General features: G+C 41.6%; 36 protein-coding genes. 26 read left to right on the top strand and 10 right to left on the bottom strand.

The features are described 5' to 3' along the window. The first annotated feature begins 31 nt into the window (after positions 1 to 31). Positions 32 to 382 carry a hypothetical protein gene (locus KNP81_RS11695; RefSeq protein ID WP_029336171.1) on the top strand — a complete coding sequence of 117 codons (351 nt, stop codon included), beginning with the start codon at positions 32 to 34 and terminating at the stop codon, positions 380 to 382. A 188-nt stretch (positions 383 to 570) separates the two neighbouring features. On the opposite strand, the gene KNP81_RS11690 is transcribed toward KNP81_RS11695, so the two are convergent. Continuing rightward, positions 571 to 810 carry a hypothetical protein gene (locus KNP81_RS11690; protein ID WP_058765841.1) on the bottom strand — a complete coding sequence of 80 codons (240 nt, stop codon included), beginning with the start codon at positions 808 to 810 and terminating at the stop codon, positions 571 to 573. A gap of 740 nt (positions 811 to 1,550) precedes the next feature. Here KNP81_RS11690 and KNP81_RS15485 point away from each other — a divergent pair. The 8 genes from KNP81_RS15485 to KNP81_RS11650 all read left to right on the top strand — a co-directional run bounded on the left by KNP81_RS15485 (position 1,551) and on the right by KNP81_RS11650 (position 8,140). Then, complete coding sequence (locus tag KNP81_RS15485; protein ID WP_353048090.1) at positions 1,551 to 1,925, top strand: thioredoxin domain-containing protein; 375 nt, start codon at positions 1,551 to 1,553, stop codon at positions 1,923 to 1,925. A gap of 113 nt (positions 1,926 to 2,038) precedes the next feature. After that, the gene (locus tag KNP81_RS11680) at positions 2,039 to 2,497 is read left to right on the top strand and encodes a CopY/TcrY family copper transport repressor (RefSeq protein WP_034781861.1); all 459 of its coding nucleotides are present in this window, start codon (positions 2,039 to 2,041) and stop codon (positions 2,495 to 2,497) included. 45 nt (positions 2,498 to 2,542) lie between these two features. Beyond that, a complete protein-coding gene (locus KNP81_RS11675) occupies positions 2,543 to 2,758 on the top strand; it encodes a heavy-metal-associated domain-containing protein (protein WP_029336168.1) in 216 nt (71 codons plus the stop codon). 18 nt (positions 2,759 to 2,776) lie between these two features. Then, positions 2,777 to 5,236 carry a heavy metal translocating P-type ATPase gene (locus KNP81_RS11670; RefSeq protein ID WP_214720056.1) on the top strand — a complete coding sequence of 820 codons (2,460 nt, stop codon included), beginning with the start codon at positions 2,777 to 2,779 and terminating at the stop codon, positions 5,234 to 5,236. Positions 5,237 to 5,250: 14 nt separating this feature from the next. After that, the gene (locus KNP81_RS11665; protein WP_029336165.1) at positions 5,251 to 5,526 is read left to right on the top strand and encodes a glutaredoxin family protein; all 276 of its coding nucleotides are present in this window, start codon (positions 5,251 to 5,253) and stop codon (positions 5,524 to 5,526) included. Between the two features lie 142 nt (positions 5,527 to 5,668). After that, the gene (locus tag KNP81_RS11660; protein WP_051627724.1) at positions 5,669 to 5,911 is read left to right on the top strand and encodes a heavy-metal-associated domain-containing protein; all 243 of its coding nucleotides are present in this window, start codon (positions 5,669 to 5,671) and stop codon (positions 5,909 to 5,911) included. A gap of 50 nt (positions 5,912 to 5,961) precedes the next feature. Next, positions 5,962 to 6,639 (top strand): hypothetical protein, encoded by a 678-nt coding sequence (locus KNP81_RS11655; protein WP_353048089.1) that lies wholly within the window; start codon positions 5,962 to 5,964, stop codon positions 6,637 to 6,639. Between the two features lie 127 nt (positions 6,640 to 6,766). Next, positions 6,767 to 8,140 carry an MATE family efflux transporter gene (locus KNP81_RS11650; protein WP_236355810.1) on the top strand — a complete coding sequence of 458 codons (1,374 nt, stop codon included), beginning with the start codon at positions 6,767 to 6,769 and terminating at the stop codon, positions 8,138 to 8,140. 226 nt (positions 8,141 to 8,366) lie between these two features. Here the strand turns inward: KNP81_RS11650 and KNP81_RS11645 are convergent, their stop codons facing one another. Further along, a complete protein-coding gene (locus KNP81_RS11645; RefSeq protein ID WP_214684166.1) occupies positions 8,367 to 8,672 on the bottom strand; it encodes a PRD domain-containing protein in 306 nt (101 codons plus the stop codon). Here KNP81_RS11645 and KNP81_RS11640 point away from each other — a divergent pair. Next, on the top strand, positions 8,616 to 8,882 hold the full coding sequence (locus tag KNP81_RS11640; protein ID WP_214684167.1) for an Lrp/AsnC ligand binding domain-containing protein: 267 nt from the start codon (positions 8,616 to 8,618) through the stop codon (positions 8,880 to 8,882). The genes KNP81_RS11645 and KNP81_RS11640 overlap by 57 nt on opposite strands. A 481-nt stretch (positions 8,883 to 9,363) precedes the next feature. Next, on the top strand, positions 9,364 to 10,281 hold the full coding sequence (locus KNP81_RS11635; protein ID WP_214720068.1) for an IS3 family transposase: 918 nt from the start codon (positions 9,364 to 9,366) through the stop codon (positions 10,279 to 10,281). Between the two features lie 62 nt (positions 10,282 to 10,343). On the opposite strand, the gene KNP81_RS11630 is transcribed toward KNP81_RS11635, so the two are convergent. Further along, a complete protein-coding gene (locus KNP81_RS11630) occupies positions 10,344 to 11,063 on the bottom strand; it encodes a peptidoglycan DD-metalloendopeptidase family protein (RefSeq protein ID WP_214720055.1) in 720 nt (239 codons plus the stop codon). A gap of 226 nt (positions 11,064 to 11,289) precedes the next feature. Here KNP81_RS11630 and KNP81_RS11625 point away from each other — a divergent pair, with 226 nt between their 5' ends. The 5 genes from KNP81_RS11625 to KNP81_RS11605 are packed head-to-tail and all read left to right on the top strand — an operon-like array spanning position 11,290 to position 14,870. After that, positions 11,290 to 11,988: a cytochrome c biogenesis CcdA family protein gene (locus KNP81_RS11625; protein ID WP_285222577.1), complete on the top strand. Its 699-nt coding sequence runs from the start codon at positions 11,290 to 11,292 to the stop codon at positions 11,986 to 11,988. Between the two features lie 37 nt (positions 11,989 to 12,025). Further along, a complete protein-coding gene (locus KNP81_RS11620) occupies positions 12,026 to 12,520 on the top strand; it encodes a hypothetical protein (RefSeq protein WP_214720054.1) in 495 nt (164 codons plus the stop codon). After that, the gene (locus KNP81_RS11615; RefSeq protein WP_214720053.1) at positions 12,504 to 12,833 is read left to right on the top strand and encodes a hypothetical protein; all 330 of its coding nucleotides are present in this window, start codon (positions 12,504 to 12,506) and stop codon (positions 12,831 to 12,833) included. Before KNP81_RS11620 ends, KNP81_RS11615 begins: the two co-directional genes overlap by 17 nt. 52 nt (positions 12,834 to 12,885) lie before the next feature. Beyond that, complete coding sequence (locus tag KNP81_RS11610) at positions 12,886 to 14,202, top strand: sensor histidine kinase (RefSeq protein WP_214720052.1); 1,317 nt, start codon at positions 12,886 to 12,888, stop codon at positions 14,200 to 14,202. Further along, a complete protein-coding gene (locus tag KNP81_RS11605; protein WP_214720051.1) occupies positions 14,199 to 14,870 on the top strand; it encodes a response regulator transcription factor in 672 nt (223 codons plus the stop codon). Before KNP81_RS11610 ends, KNP81_RS11605 begins: the two co-directional genes overlap by 4 nt. 60 nt (positions 14,871 to 14,930) lie before the next feature. On the opposite strand, the gene KNP81_RS11600 is transcribed toward KNP81_RS11605, so the two are convergent. Continuing rightward, entirely contained in the window at positions 14,931 to 15,503 is a 573-nt protein-coding gene (locus tag KNP81_RS11600; RefSeq protein ID WP_214720050.1) for a YdhK family protein, read from the bottom strand. Between the two features lie 187 nt (positions 15,504 to 15,690). On the opposite strand from KNP81_RS11600, the gene KNP81_RS11595 reads away from it, so the two are divergent. The 5 genes from KNP81_RS11595 to KNP81_RS11575 all read left to right on the top strand — a co-directional run bounded on the left by KNP81_RS11595 (position 15,691) and on the right by KNP81_RS11575 (position 18,624). Further along, positions 15,691 to 16,026, top strand: coding sequence for a hypothetical protein (locus KNP81_RS11595; protein ID WP_214686842.1), 336 nt, complete (start codon positions 15,691 to 15,693; stop codon positions 16,024 to 16,026). Further along, positions 16,010 to 16,564: a multicopper oxidase domain-containing protein gene (locus tag KNP81_RS11590; protein WP_214720049.1), complete on the top strand. Its 555-nt coding sequence runs from the start codon at positions 16,010 to 16,012 to the stop codon at positions 16,562 to 16,564. Before KNP81_RS11595 ends, KNP81_RS11590 begins: the two co-directional genes overlap by 17 nt. Positions 16,565 to 16,633: 69 nt before the next feature. Beyond that, positions 16,634 to 17,206, top strand: coding sequence for a multicopper oxidase family protein (locus KNP81_RS15325; protein WP_214720048.1), 573 nt, complete (start codon positions 16,634 to 16,636; stop codon positions 17,204 to 17,206). Between the two features lie 91 nt (positions 17,207 to 17,297). Next, the gene (locus tag KNP81_RS11580) at positions 17,298 to 17,624 is read left to right on the top strand and encodes a four-helix bundle copper-binding protein (RefSeq protein WP_214720047.1); all 327 of its coding nucleotides are present in this window, start codon (positions 17,298 to 17,300) and stop codon (positions 17,622 to 17,624) included. A gap of 319 nt (positions 17,625 to 17,943) precedes the next feature. Beyond that, entirely contained in the window at positions 17,944 to 18,624 is a 681-nt protein-coding gene (locus KNP81_RS11575) for a response regulator transcription factor (protein WP_214720046.1), read from the top strand. Positions 18,625 to 18,661: 37 nt separating this feature from the next. Here KNP81_RS11575 and KNP81_RS11570 read toward each other — a convergent pair whose 3' ends face one another. Further along, complete coding sequence (locus KNP81_RS11570) at positions 18,662 to 19,165, bottom strand: PCYCGC motif-containing (lipo)protein (protein WP_214684186.1); 504 nt, start codon at positions 19,163 to 19,165, stop codon at positions 18,662 to 18,664. 543 nt (positions 19,166 to 19,708) lie between these two features. Here KNP81_RS11570 and KNP81_RS11565 point away from each other — a divergent pair. The 3 genes from KNP81_RS11565 to KNP81_RS11555 are packed head-to-tail and all read left to right on the top strand — an operon-like array spanning position 19,709 to position 20,309. Next, the gene (locus tag KNP81_RS11565; RefSeq protein WP_081828354.1) at positions 19,709 to 19,825 is read left to right on the top strand and encodes a CAT RNA binding domain-containing protein; all 117 of its coding nucleotides are present in this window, start codon (positions 19,709 to 19,711) and stop codon (positions 19,823 to 19,825) included. Further along, a complete protein-coding gene (locus tag KNP81_RS11560) occupies positions 19,822 to 20,127 on the top strand; it encodes a PRD domain-containing protein (RefSeq protein ID WP_051638972.1) in 306 nt (101 codons plus the stop codon). The genes KNP81_RS11565 and KNP81_RS11560 overlap by 4 nt, the downstream gene beginning before the upstream one ends. Continuing rightward, the gene (locus KNP81_RS11555; protein ID WP_029336154.1) at positions 20,124 to 20,309 is read left to right on the top strand and encodes a diguanylate cyclase; all 186 of its coding nucleotides are present in this window, start codon (positions 20,124 to 20,126) and stop codon (positions 20,307 to 20,309) included. The genes KNP81_RS11560 and KNP81_RS11555 overlap by 4 nt, the downstream gene beginning before the upstream one ends. Positions 20,310 to 20,570: 261 nt before the next feature. On the opposite strand, the gene KNP81_RS11550 is transcribed toward KNP81_RS11555, so the two are convergent. The 3 genes from KNP81_RS11550 to KNP81_RS11540 all read right to left on the bottom strand — a co-directional run bounded on the left by KNP81_RS11550 (position 20,571) and on the right by KNP81_RS11540 (position 22,391). Then, positions 20,571 to 21,389 (bottom strand): hypothetical protein, encoded by an 819-nt coding sequence (locus tag KNP81_RS11550; RefSeq protein WP_214720045.1) that lies wholly within the window; start codon positions 21,387 to 21,389, stop codon positions 20,571 to 20,573. A gap of 50 nt (positions 21,390 to 21,439) precedes the next feature. Next, positions 21,440 to 21,925 (bottom strand): hypothetical protein, encoded by a 486-nt coding sequence (locus KNP81_RS11545; protein WP_214720044.1) that lies wholly within the window; start codon positions 21,923 to 21,925, stop codon positions 21,440 to 21,442. Positions 21,926 to 22,223: 298 nt separating this feature from the next. Next, positions 22,224 to 22,391, bottom strand: a complete 168-nt coding sequence (locus KNP81_RS11540) for a hypothetical protein (protein WP_214720043.1) — start codon at positions 22,389 to 22,391, stop codon at positions 22,224 to 22,226. 27 nt (positions 22,392 to 22,418) lie between these two features. Between KNP81_RS11540 and KNP81_RS15475 the strand changes: the two genes are divergently transcribed. After that, positions 22,419 to 22,568: a helix-turn-helix domain-containing protein gene (locus KNP81_RS15475; protein ID WP_353048091.1), complete on the top strand. Its 150-nt coding sequence runs from the start codon at positions 22,419 to 22,421 to the stop codon at positions 22,566 to 22,568. A gap of 5 nt (positions 22,569 to 22,573) precedes the next feature. Beyond that, positions 22,574 to 23,329 (top strand): ISL3 family transposase, encoded by a 756-nt coding sequence (locus tag KNP81_RS11530; protein ID WP_214720041.1) that lies wholly within the window; start codon positions 22,574 to 22,576, stop codon positions 23,327 to 23,329. A gap of 54 nt (positions 23,330 to 23,383) precedes the next feature. Here the strand turns inward: KNP81_RS11530 and KNP81_RS11525 are convergent, their stop codons facing one another. Together KNP81_RS11525 and KNP81_RS11520 are read right to left on the bottom strand one after the other, a co-directional pair. Further along, positions 23,384 to 23,863, bottom strand: coding sequence for a TVP38/TMEM64 family protein (locus KNP81_RS11525; protein ID WP_214686824.1), 480 nt, complete (start codon positions 23,861 to 23,863; stop codon positions 23,384 to 23,386). A gap of 143 nt (positions 23,864 to 24,006) precedes the next feature. Continuing rightward, positions 24,007 to 25,167 (bottom strand): D-alanyl-D-alanine carboxypeptidase family protein, encoded by a 1,161-nt coding sequence (locus tag KNP81_RS11520; protein ID WP_214720040.1) that lies wholly within the window; start codon positions 25,165 to 25,167, stop codon positions 24,007 to 24,009. Positions 25,168 to 25,178 lie beyond the last annotated feature (11 nt).

Below are 25,178 nucleotides of genomic sequence, written 5' to 3'. Positions count from 1 at the left end.
AAATCAAAAGAAGAGTAGAGGAGGGTGACCGATGTCAGACAGTAATCATGTACTTCTGCAAAGCGAGCTAGCGGATGAACTGAATCGTATGCAGGCAGGCGGGACAAGCTATCGCTTAGAGACGGCTCAATTGGCCCTGGCATTAAGTCGTCATGTATCGGTCCCTGAATCGCTACGTGACCGAGAAATGGCTCGCCAGTATGTTCGATCTTCACTGCATGATTTACAGGACGACCGGGCAGAGGATGTGGCAAAAATGCTTAGTATGGCAGCACGGCGTGCCTACAACACTCCTGAAAATACGTTCTCGGTAGATATGAAAGTGAAATTAGAAGAAAAGCGTAATCGATTCAAGGTGCGTGGATTGCAGGTGAAATCTTAATTGGACCAAGCGGAGTCATTTTTTATACTCTCATGAGGTTATGATTCTACGTGTGAATGAAGCATCTTTGGTCAAGTCATTGAACATGTATCAGACGATTTCTTCAAACCGTTAAATCCTTACTTTGTAATAAATATAAGGGTACTAGATTCAGTCACTGGTTGACTCAACCTAGTACCCTTTTCGTATCATTGTTTATTTTGTTGGGTGCTCCGCTCACGCAGGACCGCGAGCTCGACCTGTTCCTGTAACCGGTTCTCGAATGTCTCTTTCTCTCGACGGAGGAGCTGGACTTCTAAGTGCAGTTTCTGGTTCTCTTCTTCAAGCTGGTCAAGACGGCGTGTACGAGCTTTTAAGTCGTCGACAGCGTCCATAAGACTTTGATTTTGCCGATAGAGCTGGCTACGTTCATCTTCTAGCTTTTTCATGTCTCCTTCTAGATGAAAAACTGTTTTTTTCTGCTCTTTTAGTTCTTCTTTGTTAGACACACGTTCTGTTTCCAATGCGTCTTCAACGATTCTCTTTTCAGCGATTAGTTGGTTGATTTGATCTTGTAATTGAGTGAGTGCAATTTCATGTGACGACACCTTTCGCTCATACTCTTCTTGGAGTCGTTCAGCTTCTGCAATTACGCTTTGTTCAAGGTCATGAATGGTATTTTTATATCGCGCGTTGATTCGCTCATGTTCTTTTTGTTGCGTTTCTAGTCGAGTGATTCGTTCTCCTTGACGACTAAGGGGTCCGGTGACTGTTTATCGGCCAATGATATTAATTGCTCGAATAATTGGTTGGTTGATATTTGACGTTGCTCCATTAAACGCTGAATATGTTCTTTCACTTCTTGTGACACGCGGAATGACGTCACCTTGGTCTCGTTTGATTCCAATTCTAATCCCTCATTTGGTTATTATTTTGTATACAGCATATGTAGTTCCTATATTTAAATCATTTAAATACAAGTTGTTATAAAAAAAATCACTCATAAACTGGCACTTTGTGGTGTAGGAAGGTATACATTTCGACGTCGAAATGTATACCTTCCTACACTTTTTACTTATGAGAATGTCTCAATAGTAAGCTAGTAGTCGAATCATCTATTTAATCCTAGCGACTAAGCAACAAAACGCTTAAGACAATTCCTACTTTGTTTTATTACATCATATAAGAGATGACAGTAGTTAACAATTTAAAGCTGTATGAGTTCAAAATAAATACGACCCAACTAAGTACGAATCGAATTAGTGTTTTGAGAGAAACAATAAGCTTAAAGAAACATACAAAATGGACACGAATATATAGATTGACAAATAACGTTTACAGTTGTAAATTTAAATCGATTACAAACGTAAACGAAAAGAGAGGAGAAAAAATGCTTTCGAAATTTCAATTATCTGATTTGCAAATGGTTAATCACTCTACGCAGCCTGTAGTCTTAAAGTTCACCACCTATTGGTGCCCGGGATGCCGTCAGCTCGCACTACTATTTGAAAGCGTTGCTGAAGGATATCCAGATGCGTTTTCTAGACAAGAATATAGCCAATGAAGACTGAATAGCGAACCCAAAAACATAATGGTTGACAGACGACGTTTACGATTGTAAACTTAAATCAAACAAAACGTTTACGATTGTAAACTTAAAATTTGGAGGTTAGACAAATGGCTGAACATGTCGAAAAACAAATCACGGATTCAGAATGGGAAGTCATGCGTATCGTTTGGGCCCAAAATCACGTGACCAGTAAAGAAATCATCGAGGTATTGGAAAAGAAGATGAGCTGGAAGCCTGCGACGACGAAGACATTCATTGGAAGGCTCGTGAAAAAAGGGATGCTCTCAACCGAGGCCGAGGGGAAGAAATTCATCTACTCCGCGAACGTCGTTGAAGGTGACGTCATCAGAGAGACGTTACACGATCTACTCGATCATATCTGTGACAGGGATGTCGGGAACACAATCGGAACGATGATCACACAGGCGACACTGAGTGTACAGGATATCGAGAATCTCAAAAAAATCCTTGAGATGAAGGAAAGTGAAGCGGTGGAGGACATTCCATGCACCTGTACCCCGGGTCAATGCAGATGTCAGGACCATTCTTGTGGATCCAGACATTGAGTTTGAAATGATGTCATGAATGTAGTGAATAGGAGGAGACTCAAGATGAAAAAAACGATTTTAACGATTAAAGGTATGTCATGCGCTCATTGTGTCAACAAAGTCGAGTCAGCACTTGAAGGTCTGAATGGGGTTGAAAGTGCGAAAGTCAACTTAAAGAAAGGCATCGCAAAAGTGAAGTACGATGAAACACGACTAGATGTGAATGAATTTAAAGAAGTTGTGGGCGAGGTCGGTTACGAAGTCGAATCAGCCCAATAATAATGGAGGTAAGACGATATGGAGAGTAAGACATTTGCCGTGGAAGGGATGACCTGTGCGTCCTGCGTTCAGACAGTTGAAAAAGCAACAAAAAAATTGCCTGGCGTAGTGACCTCCAACGTCAACCTAGCGACTGGGAAATTGAGCATTCATTACGATGAGACGAAAATCTCGCCGCTGGATATTCAGACGACCGTCGAGAAGGCTGGCTACAAGGCCTCAACCGAGACCGAGCAAAGATCATTTGTCATCACAGGGATGACTTGTGCCTCGTGTGTGCAGACGATTGAGAAGGCCACGAGGAAAATGGTGGGTGTGACTGAGTCGAATGTGAACTTGGCGACAGAAAAATTAGTTATTCGATATGATCCTCAGCTGGTGACTGTATCAGATGTCATCCGAGTGGTGGCAAACGCCGGATATGAGGCAAGAGAAGATCAAGAATCAGCGGATAGTCAAGATACCGAGAAAGAAAAGAAACTGAAAAAAATTCAATCGATGTGGAACCGATTTGTAGGGTCGGCGATTTTCACGATTCCATTACTCTATGTGGCGATGGGGCATATGATCGGCCTACCCCTACCGATGGCATTGCATCCAACGATGAACCCAGAATTGTTCGCTGTCTTGCAGCTCATGATGACCATCCCAGTGATGTTATTCGGATGGAAATTCTTCTCCGTCGGATTTAAGACATTGTTCCGAGGGCATCCGAATATGGATTCACTTGTCGCCCTAGGGACGAGCGCAGCCTTCTTCTATAGCGTCGGTGCCACCATGGCTATCCTCTCAGGTTATGAGGGATACGTGAATAGCCTCTACTATGAGACAGCCGCAGTCATTCTCACGCTGATCACATTAGGTAAATATCTTGAAGTCCGGTCGATGGGTAAAACATCCGAAGCGATTGAAAAATTGATGGGACTGGCACCTAAGACGGCAAAGGTCGTCCGCAACGGACAAGAGTTAGAAGTATCAATCGACGAAGTCATCGTCGGCGACACGGTTATCGTAAAGCCTGGTGAGAAGATTCCGGTGGATGGCGTGGTTCTATCAGGTAATACGTCTGTAGACGAATCCATGCTGACCGGTGAAAGTATCCCTGTTGAAAAAAATGTGGGTGCTCAAGTCATCGGTGCCAGCATCAACAAGAACGGGATCATCCAATACCGAGCCACGAAAGTCGGTAAGGATACAGCGCTATCTCAAATCATCAAATTGGTCGAGGATGCACAGGGCTCTCGAGCTCCTATCGCAAAACTGGCCGATATCATCTCCGGATACTTTGTACCGATTGTCATCGTCGTCGCGATCCTTTCAGGAATTGCATGGTATTTAGGCGGTCAGACCGGCCTCTTCGCCTTGACGATCACGATTTCAGTACTGGTCATCGCCTGCCCTTGTGCACTAGGTTTGGCCACACCAACAGCAATCATGGTGGGTACGGGCAAAGGTGCTGAGAATGGTGTGTTGATCAAGAGTGGCGGCGCCTTGGAGACGACCCATAAAGTCCAGACGATCGTGTTCGACAAGACAGGGACGATCACTGAAGGAAAACCGAAAGTGACAGATATCGTGACAGTGAATGGACATCAAGAAGATGAGTTGTTACGCTTGACCGCTTCCGCTGAAAAAGGGTCTGAACATCCATTGGGCGAAGCAATCGTAAGAGCGGCAGAGGACAGAATGATGCGTGTCATGGATATCGATCGTTTTGAAGCCATCCCAGGGCACGGGATCGAAGTCCTGATCGACGGAAAAGTCTTGCTTGCCGGAAACAGAAAATTGATGAAAGACCGCGGCATCTCACTGGATGTCCTTGAAGGCGCTTCAGACAAACTCGCACACCAAGGCAAGACGCCGATGTATATCGCGATTGACCAACAAATCGCAGGGATCATCGCTGTCGCAGACACCGTCAAAGAAAACAGTCGTAAAGCCATTCAGAAACTTCAACGAATGGGTATCGAAGTAGCCATGATCACCGGAGACAACAAAGGTACGGCCATGGCGATTGCGAGACAGGTCGGGATCGATCGGGTACTGAGTGAAGTGTTACCTGAAGACAAAGCGAACGAAGTGAAGAAGTTACAGGCCGAAGGGAAGAAGGTCGCAATGGTCGGTGATGGAATCAATGACGCACCAGCCTTGGCCCAAGCAGACATCGGAATCGCGATCGGTTCGGGTACTGACGTTGCGATCGAATCCGCAGACATCGTCTTGATGCGAAGCGATTTGATGGATGTACCTACAGCTGTCGAATTGAGCAAGTCAACCATCCGCAATATTAAACAGAACCTGTTTTGGGCATTTGCCTATAATGTCATGGGTATCCCGTTTGCGATGGGGATTGTTTATCTACTTGGTGGGCCCTTATTGAACCCGATTCTTGCTGGAGCGGCCATGAGTTTAAGCTCAGTCTCGGTCCTGGTGAACGCACTCCGTTTGAAACGATTCCAGCCTTCGATGATCAAATAAAAGGAGGAATTGGGATGGATAGAGATCTACAGCTCGAACTTTACACGCGTCCGACGTGTTCAGATTGTCAGGATGCCAAAAAATACTTAAAAACAATCTCAGTCTCTTATGTGAACAAAGATGTGGGTGTGAACCTTGACCTTGAACAAGAAATGGTAGCGATATCAGGGAATCGAATCGTACCACTGTTTGTCTTCTACAAAAAAGGGATGCTCAGAAAAAGAAGAGTAGTGAAGTACTTTGTTGGCTTCGAGAACAACAAAGAAGAGATTCTAACATTGCTACGATAAGCAACGATAGCTCACTCTCAGAACCTGTTGAAAGCGTGTCGCGCAATGAGGGACACGAACATAAGGTGGCGAGGGTGTAAAAAAATCGATACTTTTACACCCTACCCATGTATGGTAATTAAATAATCAGGAGGAACATATAATGAAAAAATCAACATTTCAGGTAGCGGGTATGTCTTGTGGATCTTGTATCAATAAGATTGAAGGACACGTTGGAAAGTTAGCGGGTATTGAATCAGTGAAGGTCAATCTTTCGGCGGGAGAGGTGGACGTGACGTTCGATGAAAGCCAACTCACACTTTCTGAGATTGAAACCGCAATTCAAGAGACTGGCTACGAGGTAACGGAGGCGACCGTTAAAATCGGTTGTTCTTGCTGCAAGTAATGGAGGTCGAGTGACGGTGCGATCAAGGACTACACAAAGGAGTGTTAAACGTGAAAGACCATGGACATCATCATATGAAGAACTTGACGGGAAATGAAGTGTCTGTAGAAGCTAAATATGAATTCGGGAAAATCAGTATCGAGTTAAAGGATCAACATCAGCAAGCCCCGGAACTCGAAGTCAGCCATGAAAAGGAATTCCATTTGATTCTCGTGAACGAAGACCTAACTGAGTACCGACACCCCCATCCGTTTAAAAAGGGTGAGGGTCGATTCGAGCAACCCGTCCAACTTGAGGCAGGGGCGTATAAACTCTTCGTGGATATTCAGCCTAAGGGACTGGCATATCAAGTGAAGCCGGTTCACTTACAGATTGATCATCAGTCCTCTTCCTCTATCGAATCGTCACTTAAAGTGGATGAGCGTCTGACGAAGACGATCGAAGGTCATACCGTCGAGCTGTCGATTGACTCTTTAAAAGCGCATGTCCCGACTGTCTTCAGCTATGACACCAAAGAAAGTAACCCGGAGCCATACCTTGGAGCACTTGGTCATGTCGTCATCTTGGATGAAGCCGGAGAACAGTTTATCCATGTGCATCCTTCTTCTCATGATACGACGGAATTTGAGACGGTCTTCCATAAACCTGGCCTATACAAGGTCTGGGCCGAATTCCAGTTCCATGGGACTGTGCACACCTATCCTTTCGTCATTCGTGTCTCAGATTGACCATGAGCGACCCATGGTTCCTCGTTGGGTCGCTTTCCTGTAATCGTTGTAAGCATAATTTTCGAAGGAGAGGACTCAGATGATAGAAAGTGAGCGGCTGGACACTCATGGTGATCGAAAAACCAAGATGAAATTCATCCTTCTACTCGCGTTACCAGCGGTTGCCGAGAATTTTTTCCAAACGTTGCTCGGATTTGTCGATACGCTGTTCGTCTCAAGAATCGGCCTAGCAGAAGTGTCAGCGGTAGGAGTGACGAATGCCATCCTCGCCATCTACTTTGCTGTCTTTATGGCAATCGGTGTGGCAGTAAACGTTTATGTCGCCAATAACTTAGGCTCAGAACGAATCGAGCGCGCGAGACATATCGCGCAGCAGGCCATCGTCCTATCTGTCGTGGTCGGGGTGACCTTTGGGGTCGTGACGCTATTTTTCGCTGAGCCTCTCCTGCGGTTGATGGGGGTGGAGAATGACGTTTTAGAAGCTGGTAGCACCTACTTCAAAATTGTCGGGATCCCATCGATCGTGATGGCATTGATGTTTGTGCTCAGTAGTATCTTACGAGGTGCGGGAGATACAAAATCACCGATGAAGGTGAGCATCGTCATCAATGTCGTCAATATTGTGCTCGACTATATGTTGATTTTCGGTTTTTGGATCATCCCCGAACTTGGTCTCGTCGGAGCGGCACTCGCGACCGTCATCGCCCGGCTCGTCGGGACGCTCTTATTGATGAACTATATTCGTAAGACGGAAGTGATCGCCTTCAGGAAAGATTTCTGGAGACCGGATCTCGAACACCAGTTGGAGCTCGTGAACCTTGGAAGCCCGGCGGCTATCGAGCGATTGGTCATGAGAGCCGGACAGATCGTGTATTTCGGATTCATCGTGGTACTCGGGACGAACACCTTCGCCGCGCATCAAATTGCAGGGAATCTAGAGGTGTTCTCTTATATGTTGGCATATGGTTTCGCGACAGCAGCAACCATTCTCGTCGGTCGCAACATCGGAGCGGGAGACCACGAGACCGCCAAAGAATATGCCAGATTGAGCACGTTCATGGCGATGGGCTTCATGTCCTTATTCGGGGTCGTCTTATTCTTCTTCGGAGGATGGGCAGGTTCACTTTTCACCGACGATCCCCAAGTCATCAAAGACATCGATGTCGCGTTAAAAATAGCAGCGGTCTTCCAGCCTTTCCTAGCAGTCGTCCTTGTATTGACCGGTGGATTCCAAGGAGCGAACAATACGAAGTTTCCAATGTATCTGACCACGATCGGTATGTGGGTGATCCGGACTGGGGCAGTATATGTATTGGCGATTCAGATGCAGATGGGCATTGCAGGAGTGTGGATCGCCATCGGTCTAGACATCGTCTTTAAGGCGATCGTCCTTTGGATTCAATTCAGCCGTGGGCGTTGGATTGTAGTGGAATCCGAACCGCAGAAGCCCTGTCATCCCAAAACCAAGCATGAAGACGTGCGATGTATAAATAATTATTAACACTTGACTGAAATTGTAGGAAAGAGCAAAGTTGTTCTTTCCTTTTATCTTTTCTGAAAAAGTTATTAAAGGAGCCCGTCACGCCGATCTAAAGAAATCGAATCAGTGGTGAAAAACACACATATGTCATGCGGCCTATAGCTGCTCGATTATAAAAAATGGATATTTTTTGTTCAATATAGAAAAAACCTGGTCTTCGTCAAAAAGAACCAGGTAATTAAAAAAGTTATTGTTTATTCAAATCCATATTAGTTGTCAGTCGATGAATATGAACGGCTAGATAAGCTAGTTCCTCATTAGGAATTGTCACACCGTGCAACTGTTTAAGGTAGTCCCGTACTTTGAATGAACCATTCATGGCCTTTGGGTAGATGTTCGCAATCTGCTCAAATAGTTGATCGGATTCTTCATTCAACATTTTTCCAGCATAAAAGCGTTCAGCAAAATATTTCACATGTGTGATGAATCGTGAATAATGAATATCTTCTTCATCGGTTTCAATGTTGTAAGCATTATGAAAACGTCCAATCATGAGAATTTTATTCAATTTCTAAACGAGCGCCAAGAAGTAGTGGAAGCCCATCGTGTATCAGGAGAAGGATGTTACCATCTAAAAATAAAAGTGACATCTCAGGAAGAACTGAATCTCTTTCTAAATTCGATTCTTGAATACGGGAATTATACGCTTTACTTGTCTATCAACGAAATCAAGCGGCGTCTCTCGCCAATAAAAGACGTATAAAATATATCGCTAGCTGTACAAAAGTTGATAGAGACAGTTAAACACTTTAGAAAAATCATTTAATTCTATGAAAAAGCTCAAATTCTTGTGAACTGCCCCATAAAAATTGGACATAAAAAAATCCAACTTTGGGCTAACCTAAATTTTTGAGACAATATAAAAACACCTTCGCAGTGGTCCACTTTAAAAAAGTGCTGGCATCGGAGGTGTTTTTGCGTGGGCAAAAACGTATATTCAAGTGAAGTGAAGTGAAGTGAAGTGAAGTGAAATGGGCAGTGGTGAGAGACAAACTAAGTTGTGAGTTGACGACTAGAGAGATTATGGAGAAACACGGAATCAAAAATGAATCCCAGATTCACACATGGATGAGATGGTATCGGTCCAATGAAATCTATCGATTCGGCCAACCGATCGGGAAGCAGTACACCTACGGACTCGGTCCTGATTCCGCCAGCGAGGATGACAAGAAAGAGCGTCAACTATCCCACCTGAAGACGGAGAACGAAATCTTAAAAAAATTCATGGAGATCGAAAGAGAGTTGAGAAAGAAGTAGTCCTAAAGGTTGTAGAGCTCCTGAGGAGCAAATATACAGTCACGACAATCCTACGTGTGATAGACGTTCCGCGGGCAACCTATTACCGTTGGGCCAGAGAACCGGTGAAGCACCCTTCGGTGCTAGAGCAAACAATCGTCGCAGTATGTAAGCTTACAAAGTATCGATATGGACATCGAAAGATAAAGGCCCTGTTAGAACAAACCTATGAATTGGCAGCAAACCGGAACACCGTACAGAGAATCATGAAGAAGCACCATCTCCAGTGTCGGATCAAACCCAAACGAAAATGGAAGTCTCAGGGTGAGAGTATCGTCATCGCCCCTGACCTTCTCAAGCGAGACTTCACTGCCAGTAGACCGAATAAGAAGTGGGTGACGGACATCACCTACATCCAATACGGGGGCACGACGAAGTACCTCTCCACGATCATCGACCTATTCAACAATGAGATTGTTGCCTATAAGCTATACGATCATCAACAGACGCCCCTCGTCATCGATACGTTAAGGATGGCGTTGGAGAGTCGGAACAATCCCGAAGGGGTTATCATCCATTCAGATCAAGGAAGTGTCTATACATCATATGCCTTTCAAGATTTCGTAAAGAGGAAGTATCTGACGAGCAGCATGTCTCGAAGAGGCAACTGTTGGGATAATGCGGTGATCGAATCGTTTCATTCGAACTTGAAGTCTGAGGTGTTCCAGTACGTCAAGTTCAACTCGTTAAGCGACTATGAAGTGCGTGAGCGGGTGAATAATTACTTAACTTACTACAACGAAGAACGTATCCAAGAAAAATTAGGCTACCTCACACCGATAAAATATGGTGTGGCGGTAGCCTAATCAAGGTATTTTTATTAGTGTCTCATATAGCTAGGTCAGTCTAATCTTTTCTTTTTTTTAGGTTACAAATAGTTCATTGGGTTGACACTATTCGCTGCAGAATAACTGCTGTATTTATAACTGTTTTTATGAATCTCAAAGTGCAAATGATTTCCGAACGAGTTTCCTGTATTCCCAACTGTTCCAATCTTCATACCTTTAGAGACTGTCTGACCACTTTTTACCGAAAGGCTGTTCATATGAGCATAAACGGTTACGTATTTTTGATTCTGTAGACTATGTGAAATCATAACGTGTTTACCGTATGCACCGCTGTTTTTAGATGTAATGACTTTTCCACTGGCAGAGGCGTAGACGGGTGTGCCTTTTGCTGCAGCTAGATCAACGCCATTATGGAATGTATAACCGTAAGCACCATTAGAGTTTCCGTATCCTTGGGTCAGCCGACCTTCTGTAGGAGAAGCAAAAAGAGAGTTATTATATGATGTTTTTTTGGCAACGTGGCTCTTATATTTTTTTAGGTAAGAACTATAGATATACCGTGTGTTTCCTTTGTAAAGTACTTTTGTCCAAGCTCCTTTTTTTCCTAAATAAGAAAAGGTCTGCCCAGTGTTAGTGATGCCGACAATTTTGTGATTGAGAGAAGGACCAGTCCGAACACGAAGATCGTCTGTCTTCACTTTTATGTTATATGCACTACTTGCTTCGACTTTTGGACTATGCATCGAAAAAGTTGTTGCGAGTAAGACACTAGAAGCGATAAGTATTACCTTGTTTTTCATTAGTTGTACTCCTTTAAAGATACAGTGACGAACGATTTGTTAAAAGGAGTATAGCATCACTATATTACAAAAAAGTATATCAAATTCATTTCAAACATTGACAAGAGATTTAATCAAAAAATGCATAGTTTTTTCACAAACGGATTTTATGATAAAAGTTAAACGCATTTCTTTTTTATAAATATTCCAAAAAATAGATTTATTTTTTGTGTGTAGGAGGAATTTGATGGAATTATCTTTTTTGTTAGCTTTTGGGGCAGGGTTTTTATCTTTCATTTCGCCATGTTGTCTGGCTTTATATCCCGTTTTTTTATCTTACATTACAGGGGTTTCAGTTAGAGAGTTAAAAGAAAATGAAAAGTGGAACTGGAATGGAGTTCCCCATACATTAGTTTTCCTACTTGGATTTTCGAGCGTATTTTTAGTGATGGGTTTTTCAACGTCATACTTGGCTGATTTTTTTATAGTGTATAAAGATGTTTTACGGATGAGCGGTGCACTTATTTTATTCATATTTGGTGTTATTCTAACTGGTCTATGGACTCCAACATTTTTACTTAAAGAGCGAAGATTGAACTTAGGAACAAGAAAGCGTGGCTATATCGGAACGTTTTTGGTCGGAGTCGGATCAGCTGCTGGATGGACTCCTTGTACAGGACCAATTCTCGCTGGAGTTATTGCTTTGATTGCCACAAATCCTGGTAATGGATTTTTATATATGCTCTTTTATGTTCTAGGTTTCTCCATTCCATTTTTCTTAATGTCGTTTTTGGTCGGGAAATCAAGATATTTAATGAAGTATTCTTCAAAGGTTACAAAAATAGGTGGAGGGTTTATGATTTTATTAGGTATCATATTGTATTTCGATGGTCTAACGAAACTAACTACAATATTGATTGATTTTACAGGGTTTAGAGGGTTCTGACGCTCTATTTTCTATTTCAAGAGGAGATGCATCGTAAATGTTTCGTAAAAATGTCCTGATAATGGGAGTAGAGGAAAACTGGAAAGTGATGGAGAACATAAAACAACTTAAACCCTCAGGTATAGATATTCATATTTCTTCAAAAGAAGGATGGGTTCGAAAGCTACTTCCTGATTTTAAATATTTTGATTCATTTTCAAAAAAAGAATCAGAAGAAGGGTATATTAGTAATCTCATTGAATATTGTACTTCTCAAAAAATAGGCTGGATTATTCCTTTAAGCGAACAAGAAGCAACTACGCTATCGAAACACAAGTTAAAAATGAGAGAAAATAACGTAATGTTTATAACATCCTTTGATTTGGATAAAACAATACTTCATGATTCATTTTCGGTTCAAGGTAATACCTTTACTTACTCTTTTGACCTAATAAAGAATGCGCCTGAAGGTGTAAAGCTGGGGAAAATTGATACATATATCGATTATCGATCTGATGAAGTGATTTGCTGTTTTTATGAGAGAAGAGTATGAACGGTACCAAGATACTGTTCTTTCATACGAGGTGTTTGCCAACTCGATTTTAGAGGAGTGCGTAGCAATAATTGCTCAAAGGCTTAATATAAAGGGTTCTTTTTCTTTCGATTATCAACGTGATTCGGAGGGAATGTATACGATTACAAAAATAGAATGTTTCATGACGCATTCTACTCGTGAGGCTATTTTTAGTGATTATGATTTCGCTAATTATTTGTGGAGCAATATTCAAGGAATTGTCCTTTTAAAAGAATCAAATGATAAAAGCTCTTTTGTGTATCGCCTAAATGAAGAATACTTTCTTTTCTAAATCTCAACAGTTTGTTTTTATATGTAATCATCTTAAATGAGAAAGGTACTTTATGAATAAACTTTCATTTAAAATAACGTTATTTTATTTTTTCGGGATTCTCATGATTTTCATTCTCTCATCTGCTATTGTATACAACATTCTTGAGCATCAACAAGTAGAAAGTGAACTGGAGAGCCTTCAAGAGAGAGGCAATAGTCATCGAGATGTTCTTTCCACTAACTTCGACAAGCAAACAGTTGAACACGTTGTTTTAATGGAGGAAAAGGCGATGACTGATGTGATTATCTTAGACAAAAATAATCAAGTCGTCGATTCATCTAACGACGCTGAACAATTTTTGAACCTGGATTGGATTCAAAAAAAGGATGGAATCGTAGAAGGTAATTGGAGAGAAGGCAAATTTTTAGTGACGGTGAGTAATATTGAAGATGGCGGTCAAATAATCATGTTAGAGCCGACGAAGTATATACAGCATTTGATGGGGGAATTGAAACAACAAGTAGTGTTCTCTATATTCTTGTTAGTACTTTTTCTATTAGTAAGTGTTTATTTTTTGAGTTATATCATTATAAAGCCACTTTTATCAATGAAAGAGGCAACGGTAAAGTTAAGTAAAGGCGAGGTGCTGAAAATCAGAGAAGCTGAGAGAAGCGACGAAGTAGGAGATTTAGCACGAGCGATCACTAAGTTATCTGTTGATTTACGTCACATTCAAAATACAAGAAAGCAATTTCTGACTTCAATCACACATGAATTGCGTACGCCGATTACCTACATCAAGGGATATGCAGGACTCCTCAAAAAAGACGAATCGAGATTTGGAGATATTATCTATGAGGAATCCGAAAGACTTCAAGAACTGATTGAGGATTTGTTTGAACTTGCTAGATTGGAAGAGCCACATTTTCAAATAGATCCTCAGATTACAGAGATGAATGATTTCTTAAAACAGATCAGTGAAAGAATAATTGTTAAATTTGAGGAGAAACAAGTGAAATTAATTCTTCAAATTAATAAAACTCCCATCTACAAAGAGATAGACCAAGCTAGATTCGATCAGGTTCTCTTAAATTTACTGGATAACGCGCTAAAATATACACATGCGAACAAACGCGTATTTTTAAAACTTGATGAAAACTTTATTGAAGTTACGGATGAAGGTGGTGGTGTGGATGAACAATCACTCCCGTATCTTTTTGATCGTTTTTATCGAGTAGATTCTTCACGAAATCGTGAAACAGGAGGTACTGGGCTCGGTCTGGCTATCACGAAAGAAATAGTTGAAGCGCACAAAGGGACCATCGTAGCTATTAATGTAGAAAACGGGTTGAAGGTTGTCATTGACTTGAGGGGGATTCCAGGATGAGAACCATTGCTTTAGTAGATGATGAGAATCGAATGTTAGAACTGATTGAACTCTATCTGCAAGACAGTTATACCTGTATTAAGCTGAACAACGGAAGAGAGATATTGAACTTGATTGATGTAGATGAGCCTGACTTAATCATATTGGATGTGATGATGCCTTTAATGGATGGTTTTGAGACTTGTCAAAGGATAAGGGAAGTTTCGAATGTACCAGTCATTTTATTGACAGCACTCGACGGAAAAGAAGAAATCGTAAAAGGATTACAACTGGGAGCAGATGATTATATTGTGAAACCGTTCGACGAGGCGGAATTGAAGGCAAGAATTCAATCGATTTTCAGACGAACTACAGTTTCTTCAGGATCAAAAATCGAATCGTCGGGTCTAATCTTAAATGAAGACGCCCATGAGCTGTATTACGATAATCATTTAGTCAAAGTCACACCAAAAGAATTTTCATTACTTGCTAAATTATTAAAAAATCCAGAACGTGTCTATTCAAGAGAGGAACTGCTCTCAAGTTTATGGTTAGCAAATGAGTGGACAGATGAACGAACGGTCGATTCTCATGTAAGAAACTTAAGAGAAAAGCTTAGGAAACTCGAGTTTCCTATTGAAGAACACTTTCGCACAGTATGGGGAATTGGTTACAAGTGGGTTCCTTAAATAAGGAGAAAGAAGACAAGAGAGGAACGGTTAAAAAACCGTTCCTCTCTTGTTTATCGTTTATTCTACAGATAGTTCGTCTTCAGTCACCCATTTATGATTTTTCACTTCTTCACCTGTAGTCGATTCAAAATCAATCATATACACTGTTGTTTGCTTAGCTGAATCGATAGTGGCCGTAGCATCCTTCATTCCTTTCATATGATCCGCGTCTACTTTTACTTCATCGCCTACTTCATAAGGAGATGATTTAGGATCTACAATCTCTTCTTGAATAATCCACTTATGATCCATGACACGTTTCCCACCATTTGTAGGGTCATAAGAAATGCTATAAGCAGTAGTATCATAAGCACCTACAATTTTAGCCTCGGCCCCTTTCATGCCTTCCATATGTGCTTCTTTGATCATCGCCATGTCGCCAACTTTAAATTTAGGGTTTTTAGCCTCTTGGAGCCCTTTCGGAACCTCTTTCGATCCAGACATGTCCATCGTCGAATGATCCATACCATCCATATTTTTATCCATGCTTCCTGTTGATTTAGAATCATCACTATTGCTTCCGCACGCAGCGAGTGCTAAAGAAAGCGAAGTAGCCATAGTTGTCATAAAAATCTTTTTCTTTAATTTCATAAAAATTACCTCCAATTGCTTTTTTATGCTTTCCATAGACTCTATCACATAAATTTGCAGAAACATTGCAGAGAGCAGAAAAGTAACACATTGAAAAAAACTATAAAATTCATGGGTAGAAAGACACAGTTCTTTCACAATCATTCTTTAAGTTAAAGATAATAATTGATTGGAAGGAATGATCCATATGAAGATAACATGGTTAATCGCAACTATCGGTATCTTCACTCTCATGATTATAGTGGGCGGTTCGTATTTACTTCTTACCCGAGGTACTATGTCAAACAACAAACAGCACATGGGATCTATGATGAATGGAGGAAACACTACTACAAATCAGAATATGATGGAAGGTATGGGACATGGTGCGAGTGTCGATTTAAAATCAACTGAAGAAAAAGAGCGACGATTAAACATCCCTAAGATACTAAAAGCCGATCGTGAAACCAAGAATTCCATTCAATACACGATTGTCGCTAAACAAGGGGAAACAAAGTTCTTTCGAGATGCTAAAAAAAACTAAAACTCTAGGATATAACGGAAATTATTTAGGTCCTGTAGTGGAGTTAAAAAAAGGGAAAACAGTAACAATCCGTACGGTGAATCGCTTATCAGAAGCCACTACATCCCATTGGCACGGTCTTGTTGTACCATCATCCGTAGATGGTGGACCACATCAGGTCGTGAAAGCTGGTGAGACGAAGGTAGTAAAGTTTAAAGTGAAGCAAAATGAATCGACATTGTGGTTTCATCCACATCCAATGGGTAAGACTGCTGAACAAGTATACAAGGGGTTGGCAGGATTGTTATACGTAAAAGATGAAAAAACTAAAGAGACGATGCTACCTCATAAATATGGTGAAAATGATATTCCATTAATTCTTCAAGATCGAAAAGTTAAAAATAGGAATGTCCTTGAATATGCTGATGTAGAAAAAATAGATGGGGCTTTAGGCGATACCCTCCTCGTAAACGGAACGATTAATCCGTATTTTAACGTGAAATATTCGCAACTTAGGGTCAGGTTGATAAATGGTCCAATGCACGGAACTATGCAGTGAAGTTATCTGACGGCTCATCCTTTAAAAAAAATTGCTGATGATGGTGGTTACATCTCAAAAGCGAAAAACGTGAAAAAATTTGAATTAAGTCCAGGCGAACGTATAGAGGTATTGGTAGATTTTTCAAAAAGAAAAATTGGTGAGACTGTTTCATTTGAGACGAATGGAGTAAGGGTCGTTAACTTCAAACTGAAGGATAAACAAGGGGCGAACCTAAGTGCATTGGCGCTGAAAAATGGATATGAAAAGCCGCTAAAGACCTTGTCTACAGTGAATCAAAAATTAACTCTTTTCGGAATGGGCAAAAATGTTGAAATCAATGGGAAAAAGTTTGATAAGACGAGAATTGATATTAAGGCGAAACAAGGAGAATCGGAAATTTGGGAGGTCTATAATAAAAAAGACATGATGGGTGGAATGACTCATCCCTTTCACATTCATGGAGTCCAATTCAAAGTATTAGAGCGAAACGGACAGAAACTGGATAATCAAGAAACAGGTCTAAAAGACACTATCGCTATAAAACCAGACGAACGAGTTAAGATTCAGATGACTTTCAAGGAAAAAGGGGTATTTATGTACCATTGCCATATCCTTGAACATGAAGAGAACGGAATGATGGGTCAGTTGAAAGTGGACTAAAAAATAGGTGAATGTTTTCATCTTTTCTTCACAAACTAAGGGAATAGGCTTTGTGTAAGTCAAAAAAGACGGAAAATGGAGGTATTTTAGAATGAATACTGGACAACAAGAAATCTTAGGTGCCCTACACAACTGTATAGTGACTTGTAATGAATGCTTTGATGCGTGTTTGAGTGAACATCATGTTTCTTCGATGGCAGAGTGTATACGTCTAGACAGAGATTGTTCTGAAATTTGTAGTCTTTTAGTACAAGCTATTTCTCGAAACAGCAGCAATATTGATGTTCTTGCAAGAAGCTGTGTTGAAATTTGTGAAAGATGTGCCGACGAATGTTCGAAACATGATCATGATCATTGTAAAAAGTGCGCTGAGGCCTGTAATGAATGTGCAAAAATCTGTCGTAAATTAATTGCTTAAAGCGAAGTGTTAAAAATGAAGGAGCATCTATGTCGCCATGCCGAAAAAGGTATGAGCTAAAAAGCTGATGCTCCTTTATCTATAAAAACTACGGTACTTAGTTATGAAAAATTTCATAACCTTTATAGACCAGTAGTATGGTGAGAAAAAAGAAGGATACATAGAGAGTAACGATTAAACTCTTCATAAATGCTTTCTATATAATCAACTCCATCCTATAGTTTGAGTTGATTATATAGAAAGTTCGTGAAAATAATGAGGAAATAGATTGACAATCATTTATTATTAAAAAATTCTAATGTAAGAGGTGGTGGCTAGGATGGATAAAATATTAATTGTTGATGATGAAATAAGAATGAGGCAATTATTAAGACTTTATCTAGAACCAATAGGATATGAATGTAGTATGGCGAATAATGGGATCGAAGCTTTGGAGAAAATGAAAAAAGAAACTTTTGATTTGATTTTATTGGACGTCATGATGCCAATGTACAATGGAGTCGAAGTATGTAAGAAAATAACGGATTCTCACCCGGAAGTCCCAATCATCATGATAACGGCTCTAAATGATGCTGAATCCATCGTCAAAGGACTAGATGCTGGAGCTACAGATTATGTCACAAAGCCGTTTAATGGGGACGTACTTTTAGCAAGAGTTCGATCTGTCATGAGAAGAAAAGCAAAAGAACCCGTTATATACCACGGACTTACGTTCGATGAGAGCAACGATTTAATTGTGTTAGATGGTAAGTCGATTGATTTCACACCCAAAGCACATGCGTTACTGAGATTATTTCTTCAACATCCTGGAAGGCTATTCAACAGATTGGAGCTTTATGAATTCGTTTGGTCTTATACATCAGAATCGGATCCAAGGACAGTGGACTCTCATATTAAAATGATCAGAGAGAAGTTAAGAGAGTTAGATTATCCAATTGATAGCCACCTGAAAACAATTTGGGGGAGAGGATATCGTTGGAGTGAGGATGAAACAAAATGACACCTTTGCTATACAAGTAAAAGTGTCATTATAAAAATCATAAAGGAGTGGGTGTCGGTTTCGAGTAGCCATCTTTATACGAAGAATCGATTTCAGAACGAATATCTTTAATCGATTCTCCATCCCGTTGCTTCAAAATAGACTTTACAGCAATCTCAAGACATGTGCTGCATGTTGTTCCGTGGCTTGTCCATTTCACCGACCCATCCGTCGTATTTTCTTCTATGAAGCAATCATAATTATTTTTGTGATTGACTGTTTCACCACAGCCACAATAACAAGGCATTTTCTCTAGTAGTTTACGATTTTTTGATACAGCTTGATAAACATTTCGTACATCTTCAGGTTGAGTTTTTAAAAATGTAGGAAGTATCACCGATGATGATGTTTCTTCAATCTTGTCACCGCTCAAATGTTTCGCATGATCGGCTTCCTTTGAATGATTGGGAGTAGAAGACTTCGTCGTGTCTTGAGCACAGCCGACCGCGATCAAGGACAGGCTAATAAGGCTTACTCTTTTTAAGAGTATGTTAAGTTTCACGATTCGATTCTCCCTCGAGATAATTTTGTAGGCGCGCAAAACAAAGCGTGTGAATTAGCATTTTTCGTATTTTCTAGTAGCTCTTTTTTCTGTTCAAGATAATACCTATTCATTCATTTGACATAGTTTTCATTGATTCAGTTAATTCATGAATCGTCATCAATCGTTTGATGTATACCTCGAACTTGTCCTTCAATTCCTTTTAAAGTTCCAGTACTTGTGTTTTTCACTCTAAATAGTCTTCTTTAAACAAAGGGTCTCATTTTAAAAGATATACCCTACTTGTATGATAGTTTTTAATTTTTAGTGTGTCAAAATACATTTTATATATAAATATAATTTAAAGAAAAAACGATATGTCACTCTATATAGACACCATACACGTATATATGAACTGAACCCCGAATGATGGACACTTGAAAAAAGTGCCTCACTCGGGGTTTTTCGTGTGCGCACGAATCGCTATAATGAATTCTGAGTGTACCGCTTTTTTTAGGTTATGCCTTTTTGTGTGGACAAGCACCTAAAAGAGAGGGACCTAATATGAAAGTTGTGAAAGTTTTTAACAATAATGTCGTTTTGATTGAAAATGATAATAATGTTGAAGAAATAGTGACTGGAAGTGGCATTGGTTCGGTATTCGAGAGGGAGACACCTTGAGAGATGTCAAAATCACACAAAAGTTTGTACTAGAACAACAGGCATCTGTGCATGAGCTGGAAGCACTTCTACAACGAATCGATGTGAAGGACATCGAATTGGCCGGCGATATTCTCCAACTTTATGAAACTGAAGTAGGGAATACGGTCAACAACATGGCTCTCCTTGGACTAGGTGATCACATTAATTTTGCGGTCGAACGTGCGCGAAAAGGGATGAACTTCCGTTCTGCGTTAGAGTGGGAAATTAAGCAGTTGTATGCGAAAGAGTACTCGGTCGCATCGGCGGAGATGAGTTCGTGATCCTTTCGCCTTATCCTTTGGACTTCAAGAAAGCGACATTTAAATACGAGCTCTCAATCGGAGATGTGCCGGTGACGCTCGATGCTTCAATTGGAGAAGCTGCTTATCCGACAGACGGGGACTCACTAGAGACACTGATTTTGGTCGCAGATGATGCGATGTACATACAAAAATATACATGATTGAGTCACGACATGCCATGACTCGACAACAAAAGAGAGTGTACACGTTTCGACGTCGAAATGTATACACTCTTTTATATATCCATCAAAGTGGAGTCGAATCGATTGTCTGGAAAGCACTCTGTCCCTTTAGAAATATACACATCTCAAAGTATTGTCGTCGCTTTTGATTATATATGACCATATATCATTTTTTTGTATACAAAAATCTAGATTGATCAGGAGAGGTAATTATCGAGATTAGGCGGTACGAGCGTAAGGTTAAGAAGGGCTCGATGAACGCATCAAGGACTCTTCCAACAACCGAGACTCTTCTAATAGTTCTTTTAACGTATTGCTATACGGGTTCAATGAGATTTGAGTATGTCCGATGCTTCCAAAACTGAACGAACGCTGCATCAATACACCCAGGAATGTCAGCTTGTCTGTACTCGTGTAAAACGATACGAATTCCGGGTCGTCGCTTAGCCTCGCCAGGAGGGCAGCCTCACGTTCTTGAGGGGGAAGTTGTTGAAAGACTGGATCACCGATCGATTGATAATAGGCGTCACAAGCGTAAACTAGTGTAAATTTAAGTTCGAGAGCAGCCGCGTGGTCATAGATGAGTTCAAAATGGCGAAGGTCGTTGTCATTCACTTGTGACAGAAGATGTAAGAAGAAAGCGGACTCACTATTCGCAGCGAGTTCTGGCCGGGCGAACACTTTCGCAGAGTAGATGGCCAATAGAATGGTCGCCTGATAAGAGTGATTGATCTCCGAAATCTCTTTAGCACGGGCGATGAACAGTTTGACGACATCGTCGCATGTCTTGAACTCTTCCATGAGCCAAGACATGTTCTCGAGGGTCATATCGCCCTCCGAATACAGTTTCCATGCGAGATAGTCCATGAAGCGGTGTCGGTATCTCACATAAGGAGACTTTTCGAGCTCATCGGAAAGACTGACCGAGAGAAGTTTGATTGGGTTAGTTGCTATTTCACAAGCAAGGGCTCCGTAATGACCGAGTGACACAGCAGACTCTAAAACAAGTTTAGGGGCATATTTGACGACTTTGCGGATTGGTTTTCGTTTCTTTCCCATGTAGCATCCTCACACCTTCCTGTAAGGGCTGGTCAACAAACGATTGGACGTCAATAGTGGCCGAACAATTTTTTGAGGGACCTCCACTTCGGCGGGTAAGCATTGCTGCCGCTATAGGAACTAGTCTCCCCCCCCTTCTTACAGACCTCCAACTTCCACTGGGTCCCATCGTGAGTGATTGTTTCTGTTTCTACGAACAACTCCGGCCAGAGATGCGTCTTAAAAGAATTGAATTTCTTTAAGACTTTTGCAGAGTCATCCTGGTTGTACCAACCGGATTCTATCCGTTGTTCCTCGCCAAACGTTTGAAGAATCAAGAGTTCTCGTTTAACGAAACCGTTCGAATGAAAAGTCAAAATGGACTCGTTATAAACGCCAAAACTCCCGATCCATAGCGTCACTTTCATGATAGGGTCTGTTAGTGTTAATTCACTAAGCGGAATGGTTGGCTCTAAAGCTGAAGACTGACGACGTTTGTTCTTTAACTCTGACTCCTGAAATTCCTTCTTGTCGAGAGAATCATCTTTTTTGTGCATCCTAATTCCTCCCGTTACATAAGTTTGATGTTGTACGAAAGTCATTTGTAATGGAGAATTACATAACTGTGTAGAATAAAGGAAGTAATTATCCGAAATGACTTTTCATGGGCTCATCACCATAAGGTGTGGTTGACACATAAAATCCATCGGATTTTGAATTGAACATAGAAAAAAAGCGAAAACCCCGGTATCGTAATTGTTGCTTAGACAAACCACGATTGGAGTTTTCGCTTTGTCCCAACAGTTTATCAAATTACTTCTTCCACTTCCAGCCCTTTTTCAGATCCAAATGTCGTCAGACGAAGAACCAAACGTTTTTCCGGTCATCCCGGGTCGACATGACATCCCTTGTCCGCTGTGCCAGAGAAAGACCATCCTGCATTCGAAAAAGCGGCGTCGCTTTCGACACGGTCATGCGTGGTACGTCGGTATACTCTGGATCGAACTGGATGTCCCACGTCAAAGATGCACCTCTTGTGATTTGACGTTCGTGTATGACTACGGTCTCGGGCTCGTCCGCACTTCCACCGAGGTTTTCCGGAAAGGCATCGCAAAACGTTGCCACGGACGGACAATCTCAGATGTCGCACGCGAGTACGGTCTCCCTTATACGACGGTGGAGCGCTGGTTCTATCAGTAGCTTCGGTGGAGCGTGCAACGCATGTCTTGGTCGACGAGTTCGCCACGAGAAAGGGGCACCACTATGCGACGATTGTCCTCGATGCCAAGAGTGGCCAGCTTCTGTCCATTGTCCCGGGCCGGGACGTGGCAGCCATCACGGCAGCACTTCAAGGCATATCCGGGGATATCCGTTCTGTCGTCAGTGATTTTGCACCGGCGATGGCGAAGGCCATCAACCATGTCTTCCCGGAGGCAGAACATGTGCTGGACCGGTTCCACCTCGTCCAGTTCGTCACGGACGCCCTTCGCCGACGGCGTCGTTTTTTGAACGAGGCAAGACGCCATCACCACGTTCGCGTGATCGATCGTTCGCTCGCGCGTCGCCCGGAAACACTGACTGGGGAAGACCGGGAGGTCGTCCGTTCCTGTATTCAGGAAGATCCATTCATTCGGAACCTCTATCAAGGGCTCCAGCATATTCGGTATGTGCTGAAGGCGACGTGCGAGATACAGGCGCAACGGCGGCTGTCGGACTGGTTGGACCGTTATCAGTTCCATCCGTGCGGGCCCCTGGCGAAGATCGCGAAAGCAATCCGGGTCCGGGAGCAAGCGATGCGCCAGACCATCGTGTCAAGGCTGTCGAACGGGAAGATGGAAGGGACGAACAACAAGATCAAGCTCATCAAACGCCGTGGTTATGGCTATCGAAACCTCGAACGATTCTTTTTAAGATTGCGCCTCGAGATCGGTCGTCAAAATAGCAACCACGAGTTATGGTGATGAGCCAGAAAAAGAGGATGAATTTATCGAAGTTTTCTCAAACAGGGGGTAAAATTACAAAGAATTTTTTCTTTTGTTCTTTGCCCAGATCACTAGAAACGATAGAAAGATCAAAATAAATAAGCCGTACTGATAACCGGGAGGTATGGATTCTACAAGGCCATAAACAACAGCCACTTCAAGAGAAACGGCCGGAATTTTACCGATGGTGCTGGCAATAATGAATAAGCCACCTGGAATGGGCGTCAAGGCCGCCCCTGCTGTTACCAGACCTGATGGGACAAAAGGAATTAAGCGCAGCAAGATGATTGCCCAGAAGACGCGGCTTATTGAAGAACTCTGGATGTACCTCCAGAACGGCCGCTTTAACCACTTTGGATTAACTTTTGAAAACCCATATCGATATAGGTAAAATCCGACGATAGCGCCAAAAATCTCCCCCGACAAAGAAAGGATGACGCCAATGGTTAACCCTAAAGAACTGATATTGAGAGACGTGAGCAAAAAGCTTGGGAAAAAGCCAACTGCACCCATACTTATGTTGAAAATGAGAAGCAGCAGAAATTCTAAAACGGGGAACTGAGTGTTTATGGTATAATCCGCCTCCTGCGCTGTTTAAAAAATTGATGGTATATAAAAGTTCAGTTGAATGAAATTTTAAGATAGAGAAGAGCGTTCTATATCCGTTTTTTTCGAATTCGGTAATACACTAATCCTGAAAAGCCAACGACGAGGAGGAACAAATAGATTGAACTTAAAATCCCAGGTGGGAAAAATGTGCGAACGTCTTCAGAATTAGAAGGAAGGTTTGTCTCAGAAGCACTGACAACGGGAAACTGATAAGAAGACAAAAGAGTGCCATCCTGATCAGTAATCCTTAATAGTCCATCTTCTTTTACAGCGATTGTCACTTGCTCATCTGTTTGGTGTGTATAAAAGAAATCGCCTGGCGTAATGTATTCCACATCACCGGCAAAAAAGCTGCTTTCTTTCGGAATGCTCACTGTTTTAAAATTTTCAAATCCAAAATCCAAAAGTTGAATAGTGTCAGCATAAGCTTCTGCCTCTGTGTCGCTTTTTAAGGTGACGACAATTAAATTCAGGTTTTCTCTTTTGGCTGTCGTGGCCAGCGTGACGCCTGCTTCTGGCACAAACCCGGTTTTACCACCCGTAACGCCTTCATAAGGTTTTTCCCTTAATAGTTTGTGGTGGGTATAAAGCGTGGTATCCCAGGATTCACCGTTCCAGGGCAGTTCTTTTGTTCCAAATATTTTCATGAATTCATCGTTCTTCATCGCATATCGGGTTAACTTCGCTAAATCTTCGGCTGTCGTAACATGCTCGGGATCAAAAAGACCGTGGGGATTTTCGAAGTTCGTATTCCGCAGGCCAATTACATCTTCTAAATATAAATTCATATCAGCAGAAAATAACTCAACGCTGCCGCTGATGTGTTCAGCAATGGCGACGCCGGCATCATTTCCAGAGTTGACTAAGAGGCCCAGCAACAGTTTTTCTAAAGTCACTTGTTCTCCCTCTTCCAAATAAACACGGGTGCCTTCCGTATTGCGTGCTTTTTTACTGATGGTTACAACATCATTTAATTTTCTGTTTTCAATTGCATAAATGGCTGTGGCAATTTTTGTTAGGCTGGCAGGATACATCTGCGACTGTGCATTTTTTTCATAGAGGATTTCTCCAGTCGTTGCTTCCATGACAATAGCTGCTTCACTGGATACGTTTGGCAGGGACGGGTCATCAGTTTTACTGAAAACGGACGAAACGATTAAAGTGTTGATCATGATTAAAATGGTTGAAACAACACTTAGTTTTTTCATAACTACTCCCT

The organism is Exiguobacterium sp. s149 (genome assembly GCF_018618395.1).
Lineage (GTDB): Bacteria > Bacillota > Bacilli > Exiguobacteriales > Exiguobacteriaceae > Exiguobacterium > Exiguobacterium chiriqhucha.
Note: the sequence above shows the minus strand (reverse complement) of the source record. Positions and strands in the feature narration are given on the sequence as shown.

Bases quoted from the DNA above. Each gene is read 5' to 3' on its own strand.
- KNP81_RS11565 (WP_081828354.1), top strand. From the start codon at position 19,709: ATGAAAGTTGTGAAAGTTTTTAACAATAATGTCGTTTTGATTGAAAAT.
- KNP81_RS11665 (WP_029336165.1), top strand. From the start codon at position 5,251: ATGGATAGAGATCTACAGCTCGAACTTTACACGCGTCCGACGTGTTCA.
- KNP81_RS11625 (WP_285222577.1), top strand. From the start codon at position 11,290: ATGGAATTATCTTTTTTGTTAGCTTTTGGGGCAGGGTTTTTATCTTTC.
- KNP81_RS11550 (WP_214720045.1), bottom strand. From the start codon at position 21,389: ATGGGAAAGAAACGAAAACCAATCCGCAAAGTCGTCAAATATGCCCCT.
- KNP81_RS11525 (WP_214686824.1), bottom strand. From the start codon at position 23,863: ATGGGTGCAGTTGGCTTTTTCCCAAGCTTTTTGCTCACGTCTCTCAAT.
- KNP81_RS11520 (WP_214720040.1), bottom strand. From the start codon at position 25,167: ATGAAAAAACTAAGTGTTGTTTCAACCATTTTAATCATGATCAACACT.
- KNP81_RS11695 (WP_029336171.1), top strand. From the start codon at position 32: ATGTCAGACAGTAATCATGTACTTCTGCAAAGCGAGCTAGCGGATGAA.
- KNP81_RS11600 (WP_214720050.1), bottom strand. From the start codon at position 15,503: ATGAAATTAAAGAAAAAGATTTTTATGACAACTATGGCTACTTCGCTT.
- KNP81_RS11605 (WP_214720051.1), top strand. From the start codon at position 14,199: ATGAGAACCATTGCTTTAGTAGATGATGAGAATCGAATGTTAGAACTG.
- KNP81_RS11670 (WP_214720056.1), top strand. From the start codon at position 2,777: ATGGAGAGTAAGACATTTGCCGTGGAAGGGATGACCTGTGCGTCCTGC.
- KNP81_RS11580 (WP_214720047.1), top strand. From the start codon at position 17,298: ATGAATACTGGACAACAAGAAATCTTAGGTGCCCTACACAACTGTATA.
- KNP81_RS11615 (WP_214720053.1), top strand. From the start codon at position 12,504: ATGAGAGAAGAGTATGAACGGTACCAAGATACTGTTCTTTCATACGAG.
- KNP81_RS11590 (WP_214720049.1), top strand. From the start codon at position 16,010: ATGCTAAAAAAAACTAAAACTCTAGGATATAACGGAAATTATTTAGGT.
- KNP81_RS15485 (WP_353048090.1), top strand. From the start codon at position 1,551: ATGACAGTAGTTAACAATTTAAAGCTGTATGAGTTCAAAATAAATACG.
- KNP81_RS11650 (WP_236355810.1), top strand. From the start codon at position 6,767: ATGAAATTCATCCTTCTACTCGCGTTACCAGCGGTTGCCGAGAATTTT.
- KNP81_RS11620 (WP_214720054.1), top strand. From the start codon at position 12,026: ATGTTTCGTAAAAATGTCCTGATAATGGGAGTAGAGGAAAACTGGAAA.
- KNP81_RS11675 (WP_029336168.1), top strand. From the start codon at position 2,543: ATGAAAAAAACGATTTTAACGATTAAAGGTATGTCATGCGCTCATTGT.
- KNP81_RS11680 (WP_034781861.1), top strand. From the start codon at position 2,039: ATGGCTGAACATGTCGAAAAACAAATCACGGATTCAGAATGGGAAGTC.
- KNP81_RS11645 (WP_214684166.1), bottom strand. From the start codon at position 8,672: ATGATTGGACGTTTTCATAATGCTTACAACATTGAAACCGATGAAGAA.
- KNP81_RS11660 (WP_051627724.1), top strand. From the start codon at position 5,669: ATGAAAAAATCAACATTTCAGGTAGCGGGTATGTCTTGTGGATCTTGT.
- KNP81_RS11610 (WP_214720052.1), top strand. From the start codon at position 12,886: ATGAATAAACTTTCATTTAAAATAACGTTATTTTATTTTTTCGGGATT.
- KNP81_RS11640 (WP_214684167.1), top strand. From the start codon at position 8,616: ATGAATATCTTCTTCATCGGTTTCAATGTTGTAAGCATTATGAAAACG.
- KNP81_RS11595 (WP_214686842.1), top strand. From the start codon at position 15,691: ATGAAGATAACATGGTTAATCGCAACTATCGGTATCTTCACTCTCATG.
- KNP81_RS11575 (WP_214720046.1), top strand. From the start codon at position 17,944: ATGGATAAAATATTAATTGTTGATGATGAAATAAGAATGAGGCAATTA.
- KNP81_RS11630 (WP_214720055.1), bottom strand. From the start codon at position 11,063: ATGAAAAACAAGGTAATACTTATCGCTTCTAGTGTCTTACTCGCAACA.
- KNP81_RS11690 (WP_058765841.1), bottom strand. From the start codon at position 810: ATGAAAAAGCTAGAAGATGAACGTAGCCAGCTCTATCGGCAAAATCAA.
- KNP81_RS11545 (WP_214720044.1), bottom strand. From the start codon at position 21,925: ATGCACAAAAAAGATGATTCTCTCGACAAGAAGGAATTTCAGGAGTCA.